Raw genomic sequence first — 20993 nt, forward strand, 5'->3', positions numbered from 1 at the left:
CAACAACTTACAACTTACAACACACAACTTACAACATGAAGTACACAACACGACCACAAGCCCTCTTACTACTAGCAGACGGCACCATCTTTTACGGAAAATCAATCGGAATCTCCGGTAAAACCTTTGGCGAAGTTTGTTTCAACACCGGAATGACCGGTTACCAAGAAATCTTCACTGATCCGTCTTATTTCGGACAAATCATGGTGGCCACCAATCCGCACATTGGTAATTACGGTGTGAACGCCAACGAAGTAGAAGCCGATAAAATCATGATCTCAGGACTGGTTTGTAAAAACTTCAGCTTTACCCATTCGCGCCCCGATTCTGAAAGTAATCTTTACGACTATTTCGAAAAAGAAAACTTAATCTGCATCTCCGACGTGGATACCAGAGCTCTAGTAAGCTATATCCGTGACAACGGAGCCCAAAATGCCGTAATCTGCACCGACGGAACGCCTACAGAAGAATTGAAAAAATTACTAGCCAACGTGCCCGACATGAAAGGTTTGGAATTGGCCTCAACAGTATCTGTAACCGAACCGTACTTTTTCGGGGACGAAAAAGCTACATATAAAATCGCAGCTCTCGACTTAGGTATCAAAAGAAATATCTTAAGAAACCTAGCCAAAAGAGATTGCTTTATCAAAGTATTTCCATACAACACTAGTTTTGAAGAATTAAAAGCCTTCAATGCCGATGGTTATTTCCTATCCAACGGACCAGGTGATCCGGAGCCTTTAGAAGGTGTGATCGAAACGGCCAAACAAATGATAGCTTCAGATAAACCTGTTTTCGGAATCTGTTTGGGACATCAGATTATTGGTTTGGCTAATGGTGTGTCAACTTACAAGATGTTCAACGGCCACAGAGGAATCAACCATCCTGTCATGAATGTCTTGACCGGAAAAGGAGAAATTACCTCGCAAAACCACGGATTTGCAGTCAACAGAGAAGAACTGGAAAACCACGCCGATTTAGAAATCACGCATTACCACATCAACGACAATACTGTAGCCGGAATGCGAATGAAATCAAAGAACTGTTTTTCGGTACAATACCATCCGGAAGCCAGTCCGGGTCCGCATGATTCAAGCTATTTGTTTGATGAGTTTATCGCCAATATCAGCAAAGCCAAAAGTTTACAAACGGTTTAAGGATTCTTTCCTAGCCCCGATTGAAGAAGTTGCCGTGCAACTCGTAAAGCGGGAACATGGACGGCAAACGTGCCCAAGCCATTCGCTCCAACTTTTCAACTGCACTCGATGAGACAAAAGTGACAATACTAAAACGTTTGCGTTAATAACATTCGGTTTAATTGTCAAATTCCTAAAAAAAGATGGAATATATTTGTAATTCAACATTTAAAATTCAACATTTAAAATAAAAAATAATGAGTATTATTATCAAAGTTCACGCAAGACAAATCCTTGACTCCAGAGGAAATCCAACTATTGAAGTAGATGTAGTAACCGAAAACGGCGTTTTAGGTCGTGCCGCAGTACCAAGTGGTGCTTCAACCGGAGAGCACGAAGCGGTAGAATTAAGAGATGGCGGAAAAGCCTATATGGGAAAAGGGGTTTTGAAAGCCGTAAAAAATGTAAATGATACCATCGCACCGGAATTAATGGGTGTTTCTGTTTTCGAACAAAACCATATCGACCAATTAATGATTGAATTGGATGCTACACCAAACAAATCAAACCTTGGTGCTAATGCTATTTTAGGGGTTTCTTTAGCGGTAGCCAAAGCAGCAGCAAACGAATTAGGTTTGCCGTTATACCGTTACGTTGGAGGTGTTTCTGCCAATACGTTACCGGTGCCAATGATGAACATCATCAACGGTGGTTCGCATTCTGATGCGCCAATTGCGTTCCAAGAGTTTATGATTATGCCGGTAAAAGCGCAAAACTTTACCCACGCCATGCAAATGGGAACAGAGATTTTTCACAATTTGAAAAAAGTATTACACGATAGACATTTATCAACTGCCGTAGGTGACGAAGGTGGTTTTGCACCAAACCTTGCCGGCGGAACAGAAGATGCTTTGGATACGATTAAAAAAGCAGTTGAAAATGCCGGGTATAAATTTGGTGACGAAATCATGATTGCCTTAGATTGTGCCGCTTCTGAATTTTATGTTGACGGAAAATACGATTACACAAAATTCGAAGGCGCAACAGGAAAAATTAGAACATCCAAAGAACAAGCAGAATATTTAGCGTCATTAGCTGAGAACTATCCAATTATTTCTATTGAAGATGGTATGTACGAAAACGATTGGGAAGGTTGGAAATACTTAACCGAATTAATCGGAAACAAAACCCAATTGGTAGGTGACGATTTATTTGTAACCAATGTAGAGCGTTTGTCTCGTGGAATTAATGAAGGAATTGCGAATTCCATCTTAGTAAAAGTAAACCAAATCGGTACTTTGACTGAAACGATTGCAGCAGTAAACATGGCGCACAATGCCGGTTATACATCAGTAATGTCACACCGTTCAGGCGAAACAGAAGACAACACTATTGCGGATTTAGCGGTAGCATTAAATTGTGGTCAAATCAAAACCGGTTCGGCTTCACGTTCAGATCGTATGGCGAAATACAACCAGTTATTGCGTATCGAAGAAGAATTAGGCGATACTGCTTACTTCCCCGGTTTAAGAGCTTTTAAGCAAAAATAATATTGTTGATTATAAATGAAAAAGGCATCTCAATCGAGATGCCTTTTTTCCTGCGTATTATTAACTTATAAATAAATGAAAACTCTTATTCTATAATCAACTTTTTAATAGCAAATTGATTATTCTCTGTATAAACTTTTACCAAATACATACCGCTTGATAAATTATCAATATTGATTGTCTCAATAAAAGAAGTTTCCATTACCTTGTTTCCTAAGATAGAATAAAACTCAATTTTAGATACCGGTAATAAATTGGATTCCACATTCAAAATACTTTTTGCAGGATTCGGATACAATTTAATTGAGCTATTCAATTCAGTTTCATCAAGACTAAGTTGACAAGCGTTCCCGACAGTATAATCAAAATATCTAGTTACAACCAAACCGCCTGCGTAAGCAAATTTACAGGCATAACTAACCGTTGAACCAACAGTTAAACCGGTAATTGTTTTAGAAAAAATTAGTCCGGAAATATTGTCCATTGGTGTTTCTCCAAAAGGTGTTTGTTGCCACAAGTAAGCGATTACGCCAACTTTATCCGTATCAAGCATTTCAAAAGTAAAAGTAACGTCAGTTCCATTGGTGACAAAATTATAGTTGTATCCGGTAGTAAAGGTACCTTGTTGTGCCTCGGCAGTAGTTCCGGAACACTGCGTATTGGTGTTTGCCAATGTGGTCGCTTGCAGTACAATCGGATTATTTGCGGCATTGTTTCCAGATAAATCACTTGCGGAAACACTAAAGGAATACGCTGTCTCTGGTGTTAACCCATTAATTATTAACGATTTTTGAATTCCTGAAACACCTGTAGTTGATGTCGAGTTGGCACCATAAGTTACATTATAAATAACAGATCCCGAATTGTCAGTAGCATTCAATAGTAATTGTACAGACGATGATGTAATAGTTCCTACAGAAGCGGTGAAATTTGTTGGAGCTTCAGTATCAGTTCCACCTCCACCACAAGTATCACCAACCACATAACTAATATATTTTGTAACCGAAAGACCTCCGGCATAAGCAAATTTACAAGCGTAGGTGATGGTCGACCCAACTGTTTGACCAGTAAGAGTTGAAGTAAAAATAAGCCCTGATGTATTGGTCATTGGCGTTTCGCCAAAAGGTGTTTGTTGCCACAAATAAGCTATTACGCCTACTTTATCAGTGTCTAATAGTTCAAAGGTAATAATAACGTTGTTACCAACAGTTTCAAATGTTGCTGTGTATCCGATAGTGAACGCTCCCAATCCGGGTTGTGCTTCATTAGAAGTTTGTGAACAAGCCGAAGTTTCTGGCGTTACTTTGGCACTAACATATTGTGATGAAATCATCGCAATCAAAAGTGTTAGTAGTGAAATGGTTTTTTTGTAATTTTTACTCATAAGTTTTGATTTTTTGCTAAATTAAGTTATTCTTTTTTAGGATATCAATAATGCGATGCTATACAAACTATACAAGTTTTATTTTTCATATCGAAAACAAATTAATCGGCCTATACTTCAACCATACAAGTAATGATTTTTTAGGAATGAAAATTAGCCAAAACCGGATTATTTGTGAATTTTAATCACGCTAATTGATTTTTAGTTTTTAGAGGTATTTTTGATTGGCTAGAAATAAACCAAACAAACATCAACTAAAGCTTTTTTAATTTGTATTAATGTAAAATTGCGTTTTTATTTTTCAAATAGGAATAGTACTTTTGCGCATGCAACACAACGTACTTATTTTAGATTTCGGTTCGCAATACACACAACTTATTGCACGCCGCGTTCGCGAATTAAATATATTCTGCGAAATTTTCCCTTTCAATCATTTTCCAGATGATTTATCGTCCTACAAAGCAGTTATCCTTTCGGGTAGCCCTTATTCCGTAAGAGCAGAAGATGCTCCTCATCCTGATTTATCTCAAATTCGCGGTAAAATGCCTCTGCTGGCTGTTTGTTATGGAGCGCAATATTTAGCCCATTTCAATGGTGGTGAAGTTGCACCGAGTAACATTCGCGAATACGGTAGAGCGAATTTGTCCTATGTTAAGGATGACGAAGCCTTTTTCGAAGAAGTAGCTTTAAATAGTCAGGTTTGGATGAGTCACAGTGATACCATTAAGCAATTACCAACGAACGGGATATTGTTAGCCAGTACCAAAGACGTAGCCAATGCCGCTTATCGCATTGAAGGAGAAAAGACTTATGGCATTCAATTCCATCCAGAAGTATATCATTCCACTGACGGAAAGCAAATTTTGGAAAACTTCTTGGTCAAAATTGCTGAAGTGCCTCAGAATTTTACACCAAACGCCTTCGTAGAAGAGTGTGTAAAAGATTTACAAGAAAAAGTAGGCAATGACAAAGTAGTTTTAGGACTTTCCGGCGGTGTAGATTCAACTGTTGCGGCTGTTTTGTTACACAAAGCCATTGGCAAAAACCTGTATTGTATTTTTGTAAATAATGGGTTACTGCGCAAAAACGAATTCGAAAACGTATTGCACCAATACAAAGACATGGGCTTAAACGTTAAAGGCGTTGATGCTTCTGAACGCTTTCTTTCAGCCTTAGACGGAATAGAAGAGCCTGAAGCTAAACGTAAAGCTATCGGTCGTGTTTTTATCGAAGTGTTTGATGATGAAGCTCATCATATTGAAGAGGTAAAATGGTTGGCGCAAGGCACAATTTATCCTGATGTAATCGAATCGGTTTCGGTAAAAGGACCATCAGCAACAATAAAATCGCATCATAATGTTGGCGGTTTACCGGATTTTATGAAACTCCAAATCGTGGAACCTTTGCGTATGCTTTTCAAAGATGAAGTGCGTCGAGTTGGAAAAACATTGGGCATCGACCCGGAACTTTTAGGAAGACATCCTTTTCCTGGACCTGGATTGTCCATCAGAATTTTAGGAGCAATAACCCCTGAAAAAGTAAGGATTCTACAAGAGGTTGATGCCGTTTTTATTAACGGATTGAAAGAACACGGTTTGTATGATAAAGTTTGGCAAGCCGGAGCTATATTGTTGCCTGTCAACAGTGTAGGTGTTATGGGTGACGAGCGTACTTATGAAAAAGTAGTGGCGCTTCGTGCCGTAGAATCAACCGACGGAATGACGGCGGATTGGGTTCATTTACCGTATGATTTCTTGATGAAAATCTCTAACGAAATTATCAATAAAGTAAAAGGGGTAAATAGAGTAGTGTATGACATCAGCTCAAAACCACCTGCTACTATAGAATGGGAATAGTTTTTGTTAACATAAAAAAGTTAATGAAAAATAATGCAATAAAGATTGCAAGTCAAAAGTTTTGTTAACTTTAACGTTAAATAAATGACCAATTTATGAAAAACCGAATTATTTTCTCACTGCTTTTTGTCTTAGTAACCATTACCTCTATGATGGCAAGACAAGATAAATATGTCAAGCACACCGTTGCCAAAGGAGAAACTATCACGTTAATCGCTCAAAAATATAAGGTTACTCCTTTCGATATTTATAAACTAAACCCAGATTCTCAAAACGGAATCGAATTGAATAGTGTTTTGTTAATTCCGCCTTCATCGGCAGAATCTACTGTAATTCCGCCCAAGCAAACACAGCCTAAAGCAAGTTCTAGTGTTACCACTCATTTGGTACAGCCTAAAGAAACCTTGTTCAGTCTTTCAAGACAATATAATGTTACGGTTGACGCTCTAAAAGAAGCTAATGCTGATTTGTTGAAGGAAGGTTTGAAAATTGGGCAAACAATAAAAATTCCTGCATCAAATGGTAGTTCTGTAGGTGGTACTGCAATTGTATCACCTTCAAAAGAAACAATTAAGGAAACCCCAAAACCTGTCGTGAAAGCAGAACCAAAAGTTGAAACCCTAAAAGGAAATACAACTTATCACGTTATCGAACCAAAGGAAACTAAATATGGAATTTCGAAAAAATATGGGATGACCATTCAAGAGTTGGAAAGACTTAATCCGGCGATTGTAAGTGATTTTCCGGTGGGTTTGAAATTAGTGGTTTCCGGAAATGCTCCGGCATCGGTTTCAAAATCTGTTGAATCGGCTGAACCGATTAAGGATAAACCGGCAGTCGTTAATCCGAATTCAGGTAAAAAGTATTTACAAGAATATGTGGTCAAACCAAAAGAAACCATTCAAAGTATTGCTGCCGATTTCGGGATCTCTGAAACGGAATTAATCCAACTCAATCCAGAATTAAAGAAAGGCGTAAAACTCGGCATGATATTGCGCGTTCCCATGGGTCAAAAAATAAATATCCCCAAAAAGGAGCAAGGCAATCTGATGAAGAATTTAAACACTAATGCGAGGAAACAACTCGCATTACTTTTGCCTTTTAATATCAGTAAAATTGAAAGCGATACGGTTAATTCTACCCAAGCACGTCTCAAAAAAGATAAATTTTTAAATCTGACTTTAGATTTTTATTCCGGTGCTTTGATGGCAATTGATTCGGCAAAGGTTTTAGGAATGAATGTTGATATTAAAATTTTAGATTCTCAAGAAACCAAAAGTACTTCCAATGTTGCGAGCTTAGTGCAACAAAATAATTTGGTTAGTATGGACGCCATCATCGGTCCTTTTTATCAATCTAATGTGGAGAAATTAGCAGAGTTAGTGGAGCCAACTAAAACACCTGTAATTTCTCCATTGTCTAAAGAAGTGGGGCAAAAATACACCAACCTGTATCAATCCATGCCGTCTTTAGAGCAAATGCGAGGTTCCATTTTTGACTTTATGAAAGCTAAGCGAGGCAATATTATTGCTGTGGTTGATGCTAAAAAAGGCAGTGTCAAGCAATATATTCAGGAGATGCAAAGTGAGACAAAGCTGGTTGGGTTAAATGCCAAAGGTTCTTTTATAGCAGATAGCTTGAGAATTCATCTGTTAAAAGATAGAATGAATTATGTGGTCTTGGCTTCCGAAAGTACAGGGATGATTTTAGCAACGACAAATGCTTTGTTGAATGCCCAAAAAGAATATCAAGTACAATTGGTGATTATGGAGCCTAATGAAACGCTTGATTTTGAAGAGATTTCTTTAACTCGTTTGACCAAGTTGAAATTGCTTTATCCATCATTATCAAGACCAAACGAAACGGATGAAGCCAATCAGTTTGATGCTAAATATAAAAAGCTTAATAAAATTATTCCCAATCAATATGCTATTCGAGGTTTCGATGTAACGTTTGATGTTTTGTTGCGTTTGTCTCAGGGAAAAACTTTTGAAGAAACCATCCAAACCGATGCTTCAGAGCAAATAGAAAACAAATTCGATTACACCCAAAATTCGACTTACGGCTATTCTAATAACGGAATCTATATTTTGTATTATGATACCGATTTAACCATTAAAGAAGCTTTATAATGCCTACTTCAAAAGTTACTTATTTAGGAGATTTAAGAACGTCTTCAATTCATTTACAATCCGGAAGCGAAATCATTTCCGATGCGCCATTAGACAATAACGGCAAAGGTGAAGCTTTTTCTCCAACCGATACTGTAGCCAATGGATTCGCCAGTTGCATGTTTACTGTCATGGGAATTAAAGCGCGCGAAATGGGAGTTGACTTTTTAGGTTCAACCGCAGAGGTAACTAAGATTATGGCCGCTGATCCAAGAAGAATTTCTGAAATTCACGTGACTTTTGAAATGAATGTAGAAGCCGATGAAAAAACCAAAACTATCTTAGAAAGAACCGCATTGACTTGTCCGGTACATTTCAGCTTGCATCCTGATATCAAAAGGGAAATTGTTTTTAATTGGAAATAATTTAGAATAAAGAGAATAGAAAACAGAACATAGATTTCTTTCTCAGTAATTTCAAAGTCTATGTTCTATATTCTTTATTCTATTTTCTTTTTATGAATTCCCAGCAACAACTCTTAATAAAACTCGCCCATACCAAAATGCCGTTCGGCAAATATGAAGGCTACTATTTAATAGACTTGCCTGAATATTATGTGGTTTGGTATTCTCAAAAAGGTTTCCCCAAAGGACAATTAGGAGAACAACTCCAACTCGTTTACGAACTCAAATTAAACGGTTTGGAAGAATTGGTACGCAATATCAAAAAGCAATATCCAAAGTCAATTTGAAGATTTAAAGATTTGAAAATTTGAAGATGTATTAGTTGTTTTTAATCAACAGAAAAAATAATTTTCAAATCTTCAAATCTTTAAATCTTCAAATTAAATCAGTACTTTTGCCTCGTTTTTTACAACAACAACACAACAACTCAATTTATAATGAACCAAACTCAAACAAAATACATTTTTGTTACCGGCGGTGTGACATCTTCTCTGGGAAAGGGAATCATCGCAGCTTCTCTAGCCAAGTTACTACAGGCCAGAGGATATCGAACGACCATACAAAAGTTTGATCCTTACATCAATGTCGATCCGGGAACTTTAAATCCTTATGAACACGGAGAATGTTTCGTTACGGATGACGGAGCTGAAACCGATTTGGATTTAGGACATTACGAGCGTTTCTTAAACGTTCCAACTTCGCAAGCGAATAACGTAACTACCGGAAGAGTCTATCTTTCTGTAATTGAAAAGGAGCGAAGAGGTGAGTTTTTAGGAAAAACAGTTCAAGTCGTGCCTCACATCACCAACGAAATTAAAGATCGCATGCAGTTGCTTGGACAATCAGGCGATTTTGACATCGTAATTACAGAAATCGGTGGAACGGTCGGTGATATCGAATCGCTGCCTTACATCGAGTCTGTGCGTCAATTGGTTTGGGAGTTGGGCGAATCTAATTCGTTAGTAATTCACTTGACTTTAGTACCTTATTTGGCGGCAGCCGGAGAATTGAAAACGAAACCAACGCAACACTCGGTAAAAACTTTGATGGAAAGCGGAATCAAAGCGGATATTCTAGTATGTAGAACCGAACATGAATTGTCAGACGAATTGCGTCAAAAATTAGCGCTATTTTGTAACGTAAAACGCGAAGCCGTAATCCAGTCGATTGATGCTTCAACGATTTATGAAGTGCCGAATTTAATGTTGGAAGAAGGTTTAGATATCGTTGCCTTAAAGAAATTAAACTTACCCAAAAAAGCGGCTCCTGATTTAAAAAATTGGAACACTTTTTTACACCGATTAAAACATCCAAAACAAACCGTTAATGTTGGCTTGGTTGGAAAATATGTAGAATTACAAGATTCCTATAAATCGATTTTAGAAGCGTTTATTCACGCCGGTGCTGCGAATCAGACTAAAGTAAACGTAGTCAGTATTCACTCGGAATATCTTGATGCATCGAGTGCGGCAGAACAATTGCAAGGTTTAGACGGAATTTTAGTAGCACCGGGTTTTGGTGGTCGCGGAATCGAAGGAAAGATTGATACGGTTCGATATGCTAGGGAAAATAACATTCCGTTTTTCGGAATTTGTTTGGGCATGCAAATGGCCGTGATTGAATATTCCAGAAATGTTCTTGGGTTGAAAGATGCCAATTCTACCGAGATGAATGAAGAAACCAAACATCCCGTAATTTCTATCATGGAAGAACAAAAGACCATCACCGACAAAGGTGGAACGATGCGTTTAGGTGCTTGGAAATGTGACTTGACAGAAGGAAGTTTGGCCTACAATATTTATGGCAAAAGCCAAATTCAAGAACGCCATCGTCATCGCTATGAGTTTAATAATGTGTACAGAAAGCAGCTTGAAGAAGCGGGTTTAACTGCATCGGGCGTAAATCCTGATACCGGTTTGGTAGAAGTTATCGAGATTAAGAGTCACCCTTTTTTCATCGGAGTGCAATACCATCCGGAATATAAGAGTACTGTTGCAAATCCACACCCAATTTTCGTTAGCTTTGTGGCCGCAATGGTAAAACATAAAAAATAATGCTTATTGCTTAAAGCCTATTGCTTAAAGCTCAATTATATAAAAATGGAACAAAAGAAATTTGATTTTAATTCGATTATCGGTTTTGCTTTAATCTTTGTGATTATCCTTTGGATGATGTATAACAACAGACAAGATGAAGTAAAAAAGCAAGACAAAACTGAAACAGAAAAAGTAACTCAGGAAAAGGTTAAAAGTGAAACAACAAAAGAAGTAGCTAAAACAATCACCGATACTACAGTTGCCGATTCGGTTAAAATTCAAAAACTTCAAGGCGCGTTAGGTAGTTTCGCTTACTCGGCTACTTTGCCTTCTGCAAAAGAAAACTTCACCACCATCGAAAATGAATTCATGGTATTGAAAGTCGCTAATAAAGGTGGTTACATCTCAGAAGCTACTTTAAAAAACTATAAAAAGTTTGATAAGAATTCGAAAGAACTAGTGGAGCTAATCAAAAAAAATAATGCCAGTTTCAACTTGCAGTTGATGACTAAAGATAACCGGGTGTTGAATACCAAAGATTTATTCTTTGAGCCGACCTTAACAAACGTTGATGGTAATCAAGTACTTTCGATGAAGTTGAAGTCAAGCGCCAATGCCTTCTTGGAATACAAATATGTGTTGAAACCAAAAGATTACATGCTTGATTTTGACATTCGTTCCCAAGGGTTGAATACAGCTTTAAATACTTCAAAACCGGTAGATTTTCAATGGGATTTGAAAGCTTACAGAAATGAGAAGAGTATTGCTTATGAAAACCGCTATGCCGAAATCGTATTCGAATATGAAGACGGAAAAGATGATTATGTTGGTCAAGGAAAAGACAAAGAAGAAACGCCTGAAAAAGTAACTTACATTGCTTACAAACAGCATTTTTTCACTTCAATTTTGTTGACGAAAACGCCTTTTGAATCGGCTAAATTGAAGTCAAATGATTTAGTAAACGATGAAAATATAGATACTACTTTTACCAAAGAATTCAAAACTGCTTCAGCCTTAGCGTTTACTAATGGCGAATTAGATTATAAAATGAATTGGTATTACGGGCCGTCTGATTACACGATTTTAAATGATTACGATAGAAACTTAGACGAAATTATTCCATTAGGTTGGGGTATTTTCGGTTGGATCAATAAATTCATTTTCGTGCCATTGTTTGGTTTCTTGAGTACATTTATGGGATTGGGAATTGCAATTATCGTGTTTACGATTTTAATTAAGATTGCCATGTCGCCAATTACTTTTAAATCATTTTTGTCGCAAGCCAAGATGAAAGTATTGCGTCCTGAAATCATGGAAATTGGAGAAAAATTCAAGAAAGATCCAATGAAAAAGCAACAGGAAACCATGAAGTTGTACAACAAAGCCGGCGTAAATCCGATGGCTGGTTGTATTCCGGCATTGATACAAATTCCGTTTATGTATGCTTCGTTCCAATTTTTTCCTTCGGCGATTGAGTTGAGACAAAAAGGATTTCTTTGGGCAGACGATTTGTCTTCTTTTGACGAAATCGTAAAATTACCTTTCTATATTCCGGTTTATGGTGATCATATTAGTTTGTTTCCAATTTTGGCTTCTATTGCAATTTTCTTCTACATGAAAATGACTTCGGGCGACCAAATGATGTCACAACCACCACAAGACGGTATGCCTGACATGGGTAAAATTATGAAAATCATGATTTATTTATCGCCGGTAATGATGTTGTTGTTCTTCAATAATTACGGTTCAGGATTGAGTTTGTATAACTTTATTTCCAACTTAATTACCATCGGAATTATGTTGGTGATTAAAAAGTATTTTATCGATAGTGATAAAATTCACGCTCAAATTCAAGAGAATAAAGCCAAACCAAAAACAGAAGGCAAATTCCAAAGAAAAATGCGTGAAATGATGGAACAAGCGGAAGAGCAGAAAAAGCTCCAAAACAAAAAGAAATAATTTCCGAATCATAAATTTTCAAAACTCTGTTTAAAAATATACCTTTAAACAGAGTTTTTTATTTTTAAGCAATGAAGGTACTAATTATCGGTTACGGCAACATGGGGAAAACCTATGCCAACAGTTTTATCAGTTCGAGATTTATTAAACCGGAGGATATTTTTGTTTTGGTAAGAAGCAATCACTTTTCAGCTACAGAAAGTGGCATCCCGAAAGGTAATTTTTCAACTCAAGCATCTAGTGAAATAGGTGATTTTGATATCGTCATTTTGGCTGTAAAGCCACAAGATTTCAGTATTTTGGCAGAAGCCATAAAGCCTTTTTTAAAAGATTCTCAAATCATTTTCTCGGTTATGGCCGGAATTACTTTAGCCACTATAGAAAAGCAATTGACATGTACTAAAATCGTTCGTTCGATGCCTAATATTCCAACTCAAATCGGAATGGGAATGACCGTTTTTACCGCTTCGGCAAATGTGGATAGAAAGGAATTGTTCATCATTCAAAATTTAATCAATACCACCGGAAAATCAGTTTATGTAGAAAATGAAAAACTTATCGATGCTGCGACAGCAATCTCCGGAAGCGGTCCGGCTTATGTCTTTTATTTTATGCAATCGATGATAAAGGCCGCAGTTGATTTAGGGTTTAACGAATCGGAAGCTGAGCTATTGGTCAATCAAACGTTTATGGGTTCGGTAGCCATTCAAAACAGCTATTCCTTGTCCAACCAGGAATGGATTGCTAAAGTGGCTTCCAAAGGCGGGACTACGGAAAGTGCGCTACGAGTTTTTGAAAAAGGTAGTTTAGAAAGGACTATAGTCGGTGCAGTAAAAGCTGCGAATGATAGAGCAAAAGAATTAGGTTCATAAAAAAAGCGCAACTACTTAAAGTTGCGCTTTTGAGCTTTTCACAGCAATTTTTATTATTACAGGGCAGGTTGCAAAACTCTATTCACACCGTGAATTACACCATTAGAAGCTTGAATATCTGCTTGAAATACTCTTGATAAATTATTTGCCGTATCACGAATGTCTACTGTGTTAGTTCCTAAAATAACAGTTGTATTTTGAACAGGATCTGTAAACATAGGAACAACTTGATTATTTGTCAGTTGAGTTGAACGAACATTTCCAGCGGTAGTAACGTGGTACTGCAACACTTTAGTGACTTGAGCAGCTGTTGCGCCATTAGCAAAACCACCTGTGCCCAATGCCGTTGTAAATGCAGCATTATTTGGAGCAAAAAGAGTGGCAGGAGCTGAAGCAGTAAGTCCTGACAAAGCGGACAAAACAGCAGCTTGATCAGTACCTGTTACAACTGTTTGTAAAGTTTCAAATTCAGGGTTGTCGATCACATGATCTACCAAAGTAGGAATTTGAATAACTCTATTTACAATATGAATTACACCATTACTTGCATCAACATCGGCAGTAGTTACAACCGCACCTTTGCTGTCAATACCACCATTTAATGTTACTGTTGCTCCAGATTTTTGAACAAACATGCTAATGGTTGGTGAGTTTGTTGCCGCACTAAACGGGGAAAGTGTGGAAACGTAAGTAGAAGCAGGAATTGCATCGCTAAATATTTCTGAACCAATTACGTGGTTTAATAAAATACTTCTCAATACATTCACGTCAACATTATTAACATTCACGTTTGCACCAAGTGAGGCGAAAAATGTGTTGAATGCGCTATTTGTTGGAGCAAATACAGTAAACTGTCCGGCTCCGTCAAGAGTTGCTGTCAATCCGGTTCGATTCAAAGCAGTTACTAAAGTTGAAAACTCTGCGTTTCCTGCTGCAATATCTGCAATAGTTTGTTGTTGTGGTGTTCCACTTTCGTCATCACTACAAGATAACATTGTTAATGCAATGCATGCAATTGAGATTTTTTTGATTAGATTTTTCATGGTTATTTTGTTTAATGTTTCGGCTAAATTATAAAACATTGTTTAACAAAAGTCAAAAAAGAATAAACAAAACTATCATTTATAAATACTTTAACAGTTTTGTTTAGCGTTTGCAAATGCCGATAAAACAGTCTGTTAAAGATTTAATAGGTGATATTGTTATTTTTTTAAAATAAATTAAGCTCTAAAAGTTAAACAAAGTACGGAGTTGCTTTTAAACTATTTTTAACAAAATGAGGTATACTAAAAATTTAAATTCTTCGTTTACATAATAACTTTAAATTTGCAACTCAGATTTTATACCTAAATAAAAACATTTCTCATGAAATATATTTTCTTTTTTTTGTTACAAGCTGCTGTACTTTTTGCCCAAGATTTCAACAAACTAGACGAGAATGGCAAGAAACACGGATTATGGAAAGGCATCTATGAAGAGTCAAAGCGACCAAGGTATGAAGGTGTTTTCGAACATGGAAAAGAAGTTGGCCTATTTAAATTTTTTGATGATACCAGAGCAGGAACTGTAATAGCAACTAGGGATTTTAACGCTAAAGACAATTCGTGTTACACAATTTTTTACAATCAAAAAGGGAGTAAGGTTAGTGAAGGAAAAGTGGTCAATAAAGAGTTTGAAGGTGAATGGAAATATTACCATTTCGATTCTCCTCAAATAATGACTTTAGAATTTTATGAAAAAGGTAAACTGAATGGAATTAGAAAAGTATTTTACAAAAGCGGACAAATCGCTGAAGAAACTACTTATAAAAATGGTGTCAAAGAAGGAATGTATAAAAGTTATGCCGAAAATACGGTTGTATTAGAAGAAAGTAATTACTCAAACAATCAATTAGATGGTTTGGCCATTTACCGAGATGCTACAAATAACGTTTCCGGCCAGGGTCATTTTAAAAACGGAAAAAAAGTTGGTATGTGGAAAGTTCTTGAAAAGGGAAAGCTCAAGGATGTTAACATGAACTACCAAAGCAAAAACTTCAAAAGACCTAAAATGCCTAAACAGCCAGTAGAATAAATCTTTAGGATTATTTTAATGAAATAAATTTTGCTTACCACTTCATTGTTTTAACTGATATTTGAATGTGATATTATTCGGATTTTGGGTTAACTTTGCAACAAAATTTTGCTGAATAAAATGAAAAGAGTTGTTGTCGGACTTTCCGGAGGTGTTGATTCTAGTGTTGCTGCATATTTATTAAAAGAACAAGGCTATGAAGTCATAGGGCTTTTTATGAAGAATTGGCATGATGATTCGGTTACCATTTCCAATGAATGTCCGTGGCTCGAAGATAGTAACGATGCACTACTCGTTGCCGAAAAACTCGGGATTCCATTCCAAACAGTTGATTTAAGCGAACAATACAAAGAGAAAATCGTAGACTATATGTTCAAAGAATATGAACAAGGTCGCACACCAAATCCAGATGTATTATGCAATCGCGAAATTAAGTTTGATGTTTTTATGAAAATCGCATTAAGTCTTGGTGCCGATTATGTTGCTACCGGACATTATTGCCGAAAAGGAACTATCGAAAAAGACGGGAAAGAAATTTTTCAATTATTAGCCGGAATAGATGCCAACAAAGACCAATCGTATTTTCTGTGTCAATTATCGCAAGATCAATTAGCGAAATCGTTGTTTCCAATAGGCGAATTAACCAAACCGGAAGTCCGAGACATTGCCATGAAATTAGATTTGGTAACAGCCGAGAAGAAAGATTCCCAAGGACTTTGTTTTATCGGTAAAGTGCGTTTGCCCGAATTTTTACAACAACAATTACAACCCAAAGAAGGCTTGATTTATGAAATTGCTTCCGATGATAAGATTTATGGTCAAGAATCACCTAAGTTCAATTCACTTGAAGAGCAATTAGCGTTTGAAGCAGAAGGTATTTCGTATACATCAGACAACGGAAAAGTAGTAGGCAAACACCAAGGCGCTCATTATTTTACTATCGGACAAAGAAAAGGATTGAACGTTGGTGGAACCAAAGAAGCTCTTTTTATCATCGCTACAGATGTAAAAACCAATGCCATTTATACCGGACAAGGAGCCAATCATCCTGGTTTGTTCAAAAAGACATTAAAAGTGCAACCTTCCGAAATTCATTGGATACGAGAAGATTTGGCTTTAAAAAATGGAGAAACGCTTGAAGTTATGGCGCGAATTCGATACCGTCAAGCTTTACAAAAAGCAACTTTATACCAATTCGAAAGTGGTTTGTATGTTTCTTTTGCGGAGCCGCAATCGGCTATCACAGAAGGACAGTTTGTTGCTTGGAATATCGGCGATGAATTAGTTGGTTCAGGAGTTATTTCTTAAATTAGCACATTACAAAAAGGAAAGGCTATGAAATCGAAGAGTATTACATCAGTTCGCCTTTTAGGCTCGGGTCGCGAACAACGATTAAAAACCAATTATTCACTTGTGAGTAAAACACCATTACTTATTGCATTTTTCCTATTTAGTTTTTTAGGATTTGCTCAAGAAGATGCTTGGGTTTATTTTAATGACAAACCCAACGCACAAACTTTTTTAGACAATCCGTTATCTATGTTAACCCAAAGAGCATTGGATAGGAGAACAGCACAAGGCATTGCTTTAGATGTAAGTGATGCGCCAATTGAACAATCATACATTGACCAAATTTCGGCAGTCGAAGGAATTGAAGTTAAAGCTCAATCCAAGTGGCTAAATTGTCTTCATGTCCGTGGAAATGTTGCAGATATTGATGCTTTGGTAAATTTGACTTTTGTCAATCACATTCGCTATGCAAATCATTCTTTAAATGCAAAAATGCCTCAGCAGGCCACTATTAACTCCGTTAATAAACAATTAGACACTCAAGAAACTTTCGCCTATGGCAATTCTTTGAATCAGGTTTCGATGCTTAATGCACATTTATTGCACCAACAAGATTTTACCGGTTCAGGCAAAATCATTGCGGTAATGGATTCCGGTTTTTCTGCAGTTAATACCATTATTCCATTTAACAGAATGTTTAACAATGGTTTGTATCTAGGCGGATATAACTATGTAGGCGGCAATACCGATGTTTTTTCAACCCACAATCACGGAACTATGGCGTTGTCGTGTATGGCTGCTTTTGTCGATGGACAATTAGTAGGAACGGCACCAGATGCACAATATTATTTATACATAACTGAAGATGTTTTAAGTGAAAATCCGGTCGAAGAAAGTTATTGGGTTCAAGCTGCAGAAGAAGCCGATAGGGTTGGAGCTGATGTGATTTCAACTTCATTAGGTTATTTTGGTTATGATAATCCAAACTACAGTTATTCTTATGCTGATATGACCGGAGATAAAGCCTTCGCATCTCAAGGCGCTAATATTGCTTTTAGTAAGGGGATGATAGTGTTGGCTAGTGCAGGAAATTCTGGAAATTCAGCCAATCCACATGTTGGTGTTCCGGCTGAAGCAACTAATGTTTTGGCAGTTGGCGCCGTTCAATTTAATGAACAATATGCTACTTTTAGTTCTATAGGACCAAGTTTCGATGGAAGAGTCAAGCCTGATGTTATGGCCAAAGGACAAGGTACTACTTTAGCAAATACTTCTGGAAATGTTGTCACAGCAAGCGGAACTTCCTTTTCTTGTCCGGTTATGGCTGGGGCGATTGCCAGTTTTTGGCAAGCGATTCCTTGGGCATCCAACCAGCAAGTCGTTGATTTTGTGAAACAGTCAGCCGATAGGTTTTTGAATCCAACAAATCAATATGGTTATGGAATTCCCGATTTGCAATTGGCATTAAATATGGCCCAACTTTCAGTAAATGATAATACTGTTGGTAGATTTTTAGTGTATCCGAATCCGACTAACAATGTAATTTCAGTTTCTTTTCCAAATGGTTTTGAAGTAGCTAACATGTCTCTTTTTAATAATGTAGGCCAAATGGTTTTAGAGAAAGAAATTTTTTCTAACCAATCACTTTCGTTAGAACAATTGACCTCCGGAATGTATTATTATAAAATCAAGAGCAATACATTGGAACAATCCGGAAAAATCATCAAGCATTAAATTTTAAGCATTTTTATTTAAATGAATAAAATCACCCAACTTTTCAAGATTAAATACCCAATTGTTCAAGGCGGAATGATATGGAACAGTGGCTATAAATTAGCTAGTGCAGTGAGCAATGCAGGCGGATTAGGTTTAATTGGAGCCGGTTCTATGTATCCCGATGTTTTGAGAGAGCATATTCAAAAATGTAAAATTGCCACAGAAAAACCTTTTGGGGTTAATGTGCCAATGTTGTATCCTAATGTTGAAGAAATCATCCAAATTATTATTGAAGAAGGGGTGAAAATCGTTTTTACCTCTGCAGGAAATCCTAAGACTTGGACAACTTATTTAAAAGAAAATGGCATTACTGTAGTTCATGTGGTAAGCAGTTCTAAGTTTGCTCTAAAAGCACAAGAGGCAGGAGTTGATGCTGTAGTAGCCGAAGGTTTCGAAGCTGGTGGTCATAATGGAAGAGAAGAAACAACAACATTAACTTTGATTCCAATGGTCAAAGAACAAATCTCAATTCCCTTGATTGCTGCCGGAGGTATTGCTAGTGGACGAGGCATGTTGGCCGCAATGGTTTTAGGTGCTGATGGCGTACAAATGGGTTCTCGTTTCGCAGCTTCTTTTGAAAGTTCAGCCCATGATAATTTCAAGAATACTATAATCAATACAAAAGAAGGAGATACGCAATTAACTTTAAAAGAATTGGCACCGGTTCGTTTGATAAAAAATAAATTTTATAACGATATTCAAGAATTGTATGCAAAATGTCCGACGCCTGAAGAGCTAAAAGCCCTTTTAGGTAGAGCCAGGGCCAAACGAGGTATGTTTGAAGGAGATTTGATAGAGGGAGAATTGGAAATTGGACAAATTGCAGGATTGATTCATAATGTGAAATCGGTTGAAGACATTGTAACAGAAATCATTTCCGAATTTGAATTGGTCAAACAACAGTTACAGTCTCCGATTCTTTAACCGCTTTAGTTTTATATTTTATTGTTAATGAGTTTGGCTTTAGAAGTAAACTTGTTAACAATTTTTATTTTTTTAAGAGATTCAAAAAAATATTAACAACTTTCTTTGTTTTAATTTAATATTTTTAAACGGCTATATTTCAATGCGTTGCAATGATATGGTGATGTTAAGAAGTTGTTAATAATGTTGATTATTTTGTTTATAACATTTTAATAAGTCAAAATTTACCGGCGAAATTATAAGTAATATAGTGGTGGTAATTTCACTTTGACTGATACTGTAGATTCTTGACTCGGTCTTTTACTTTTTAATGGTTGAAGTTTTATTATCACAAATGAAAAGGAGTGATGTTGTACGGATTTAAATAGTATTTAATAGAACTGCTTATGAGAATAACTACTCTCGCCAAAAATTATCTCTTTTATTGTGTTTTGATGCTAACACTATTTGGGCAGAATGGTTTTGTTTATTCTCAATGTCCAACAGTAACAAACGCAACTCAATCTTTTTGTGATGTCCAATCGCCTACAATCGCTAGTTTACAAGCTACGGATAATGGAGGTGGTGTTAAATGGTATGCTACAGCAACTTCAAATATACAGCTAACCAATTCAACGGCATTGGTCAATGGCGAAGACTATTTCGTAGATGACAATACTGGCAATTGCGGACCAAGACAAAGTGTTACGGTTACAATCTATTCTGCACCAACTGGGGCTAACTTTCAAGGGGTTTGCGTGACAAGTTTGAGTCAGGCGACTCCCTCTAATCCTCAATTTGTGATTAATGGAAATAATTTACAATGGTATACAGTGCCAACCGGAGGTACTGCTCTTTCTCCGACGGCAATTTTAACTGACAATACAATATATTATATAAGTCAAATTAATCCGGACACAGGTTGCCAAACTTCAAGACTTTCGGTTTTTGTTAATGTTGGATTGGTTCCAACACCAACAGGAAATGCTATTCAAGAGTTTTGCAATATTCCGGGAAGTCCTCCAACAGTTGGTGATTTAGTGGCTTCTGGAAATAATAATTGGTATTTGACCTCTGCCTTTGGAATACCTTTAGACCTTTCAACGCCTTTGATTAACGGGCAATTTTATTACGCAACTACAGTAGATCCACCTTGTGAAAGTAGCATTAGACTTGAGGTTTTGGTTAATATTTATGAGCTAAATGATGCCGGAAGTAACGGAAATAGAAGTATTTGTGTTAATGAAATAGCGACTACAATCCCGTTTAATTTGTTTAATTTATTAGGAGGAACACCTGATAGTACAGGTGTTTGGAGTGGTCCAATCACAACGACAAATGGATTTCAAGGTACTTTGGATGTTTCCAGTATGACAGTTGCCGGTGGTCCTTACGTGTTTACTTATACGGTTTCTTCTGCTTTGTGCGTACCAGATTCTTCAACTGTTACGATAACAGTATTGCCATTGCCTACAGTAAGTGTTACTGTTAATCCAACAATTTCATGTTCCGGAAGTAGCGCAACGTTTACTTTCACCGGAACACCAAACGCAACGGTTACTTATAACATCAATGGCGGTGCA

Annotated in this window: 16 protein-coding genes; 14 read left to right on the forward strand and 2 right to left on the reverse strand. The window is 36.9% G+C overall.

Features of this window, described 5'->3' with window-relative positions:
• Window positions 1–35: 35 nt before the first annotated feature.
• Window positions 36–1157, forward strand: a complete 1122-nt coding sequence (gene carA / locus ACK4R1_RS11295; protein WP_409686854.1) for a glutamine-hydrolyzing carbamoyl-phosphate synthase small subunit — start codon at window positions 36–38, stop codon at window positions 1155–1157.
• A gap of 236 nt (window positions 1158–1393) precedes the next feature.
• Complete coding sequence (gene eno, locus ACK4R1_RS11300) at window positions 1394–2686, forward strand: phosphopyruvate hydratase (protein ID WP_409686856.1); 1293 nt, start codon at window positions 1394–1396, stop codon at window positions 2684–2686.
• 85 nt (window positions 2687–2771) lie between these two features.
• Here eno and ACK4R1_RS11305 read toward each other — a convergent pair whose 3' ends face one another.
• Window positions 2772–4070, reverse strand: a complete 1299-nt coding sequence (locus tag ACK4R1_RS11305; RefSeq protein WP_409686858.1) for a T9SS type A sorting domain-containing protein — start codon at window positions 4068–4070, stop codon at window positions 2772–2774.
• Window positions 4071–4396: 326 nt separating this feature from the next.
• Between ACK4R1_RS11305 and guaA the strand changes: the two genes are divergently transcribed.
• From guaA to proC, 7 genes are all read left to right on the forward strand, one after another.
• Window positions 4397–5926, forward strand: a complete 1530-nt coding sequence (gene guaA, locus ACK4R1_RS11310) for a glutamine-hydrolyzing GMP synthase (protein WP_409686859.1) — start codon at window positions 4397–4399, stop codon at window positions 5924–5926.
• Between the two features lie 95 nt (window positions 5927–6021).
• Window positions 6022–8058 (forward strand): LysM peptidoglycan-binding domain-containing protein, encoded by a 2037-nt coding sequence (locus ACK4R1_RS11315; RefSeq protein ID WP_409686861.1) that lies wholly within the window; start codon window positions 6022–6024, stop codon window positions 8056–8058.
• Window positions 8058–8462: an OsmC family protein gene (locus tag ACK4R1_RS11320; RefSeq protein WP_409686863.1), complete on the forward strand. Its 405-nt coding sequence runs from the start codon at window positions 8058–8060 to the stop codon at window positions 8460–8462. Before ACK4R1_RS11315 ends, ACK4R1_RS11320 begins: the two co-directional genes overlap by 1 nt.
• A 92-nt stretch (window positions 8463–8554) precedes the next feature.
• Window positions 8555–8788 (forward strand): DUF3820 family protein, encoded by a 234-nt coding sequence (locus tag ACK4R1_RS11325; RefSeq protein WP_409686865.1) that lies wholly within the window; start codon window positions 8555–8557, stop codon window positions 8786–8788.
• Between the two features lie 150 nt (window positions 8789–8938).
• Entirely contained in the window at window positions 8939–10555 is a 1617-nt protein-coding gene (locus ACK4R1_RS11330; RefSeq protein ID WP_409686867.1) for a CTP synthase, read from the forward strand.
• 45 nt (window positions 10556–10600) lie between these two features.
• Window positions 10601–12496 (forward strand): membrane protein insertase YidC, encoded by a 1896-nt coding sequence (yidC, locus tag ACK4R1_RS11335; protein ID WP_409686869.1) that lies wholly within the window; start codon window positions 10601–10603, stop codon window positions 12494–12496.
• Between the two features lie 71 nt (window positions 12497–12567).
• Window positions 12568–13368 (forward strand): pyrroline-5-carboxylate reductase, encoded by an 801-nt coding sequence (proC, locus tag ACK4R1_RS11340; protein WP_409686871.1) that lies wholly within the window; start codon window positions 12568–12570, stop codon window positions 13366–13368.
• 56 nt (window positions 13369–13424) lie between these two features.
• On the opposite strand, the gene ACK4R1_RS11345 is transcribed toward proC, so the two are convergent.
• Window positions 13425–14411 (reverse strand): fasciclin domain-containing protein, encoded by a 987-nt coding sequence (locus tag ACK4R1_RS11345; RefSeq protein WP_409686873.1) that lies wholly within the window; start codon window positions 14409–14411, stop codon window positions 13425–13427.
• A 322-nt stretch (window positions 14412–14733) separates the two neighbouring features.
• On the opposite strand from ACK4R1_RS11345, the gene ACK4R1_RS11350 reads away from it, so the two are divergent.
• The 5 genes from ACK4R1_RS11350 to ACK4R1_RS11370 form a co-directional block, all read left to right on the forward strand.
• The gene (locus tag ACK4R1_RS11350; RefSeq protein ID WP_409686875.1) at window positions 14734–15441 is read left to right on the forward strand and encodes a toxin-antitoxin system YwqK family antitoxin; all 708 of its coding nucleotides are present in this window, start codon (window positions 14734–14736) and stop codon (window positions 15439–15441) included.
• 120 nt (window positions 15442–15561) lie between these two features.
• On the forward strand, window positions 15562–16749 hold the full coding sequence (gene mnmA, locus ACK4R1_RS11355; RefSeq protein WP_409686877.1) for a tRNA 2-thiouridine(34) synthase MnmA: 1188 nt from the start codon (window positions 15562–15564) through the stop codon (window positions 16747–16749).
• A 27-nt stretch (window positions 16750–16776) separates the two neighbouring features.
• Complete coding sequence (locus ACK4R1_RS11360) at window positions 16777–18465, forward strand: S8 family serine peptidase (protein WP_409686879.1); 1689 nt, start codon at window positions 16777–16779, stop codon at window positions 18463–18465.
• 21 nt (window positions 18466–18486) lie between these two features.
• On the forward strand, window positions 18487–19431 hold the full coding sequence (locus tag ACK4R1_RS11365) for an NAD(P)H-dependent flavin oxidoreductase (RefSeq protein WP_409686881.1): 945 nt from the start codon (window positions 18487–18489) through the stop codon (window positions 19429–19431).
• A gap of 386 nt (window positions 19432–19817) precedes the next feature.
• On the forward strand, window positions 19818–20993 hold a 1176-nt coding region (locus ACK4R1_RS11370; protein WP_409686882.1), incomplete at its 3' end, for a hypothetical protein.

The sequence above is a fragment of the Flavobacterium sp. genome, from assembly GCF_046293665.1.
Lineage (GTDB): Bacteria > Bacteroidota > Bacteroidia > Flavobacteriales > Flavobacteriaceae > Flavobacterium.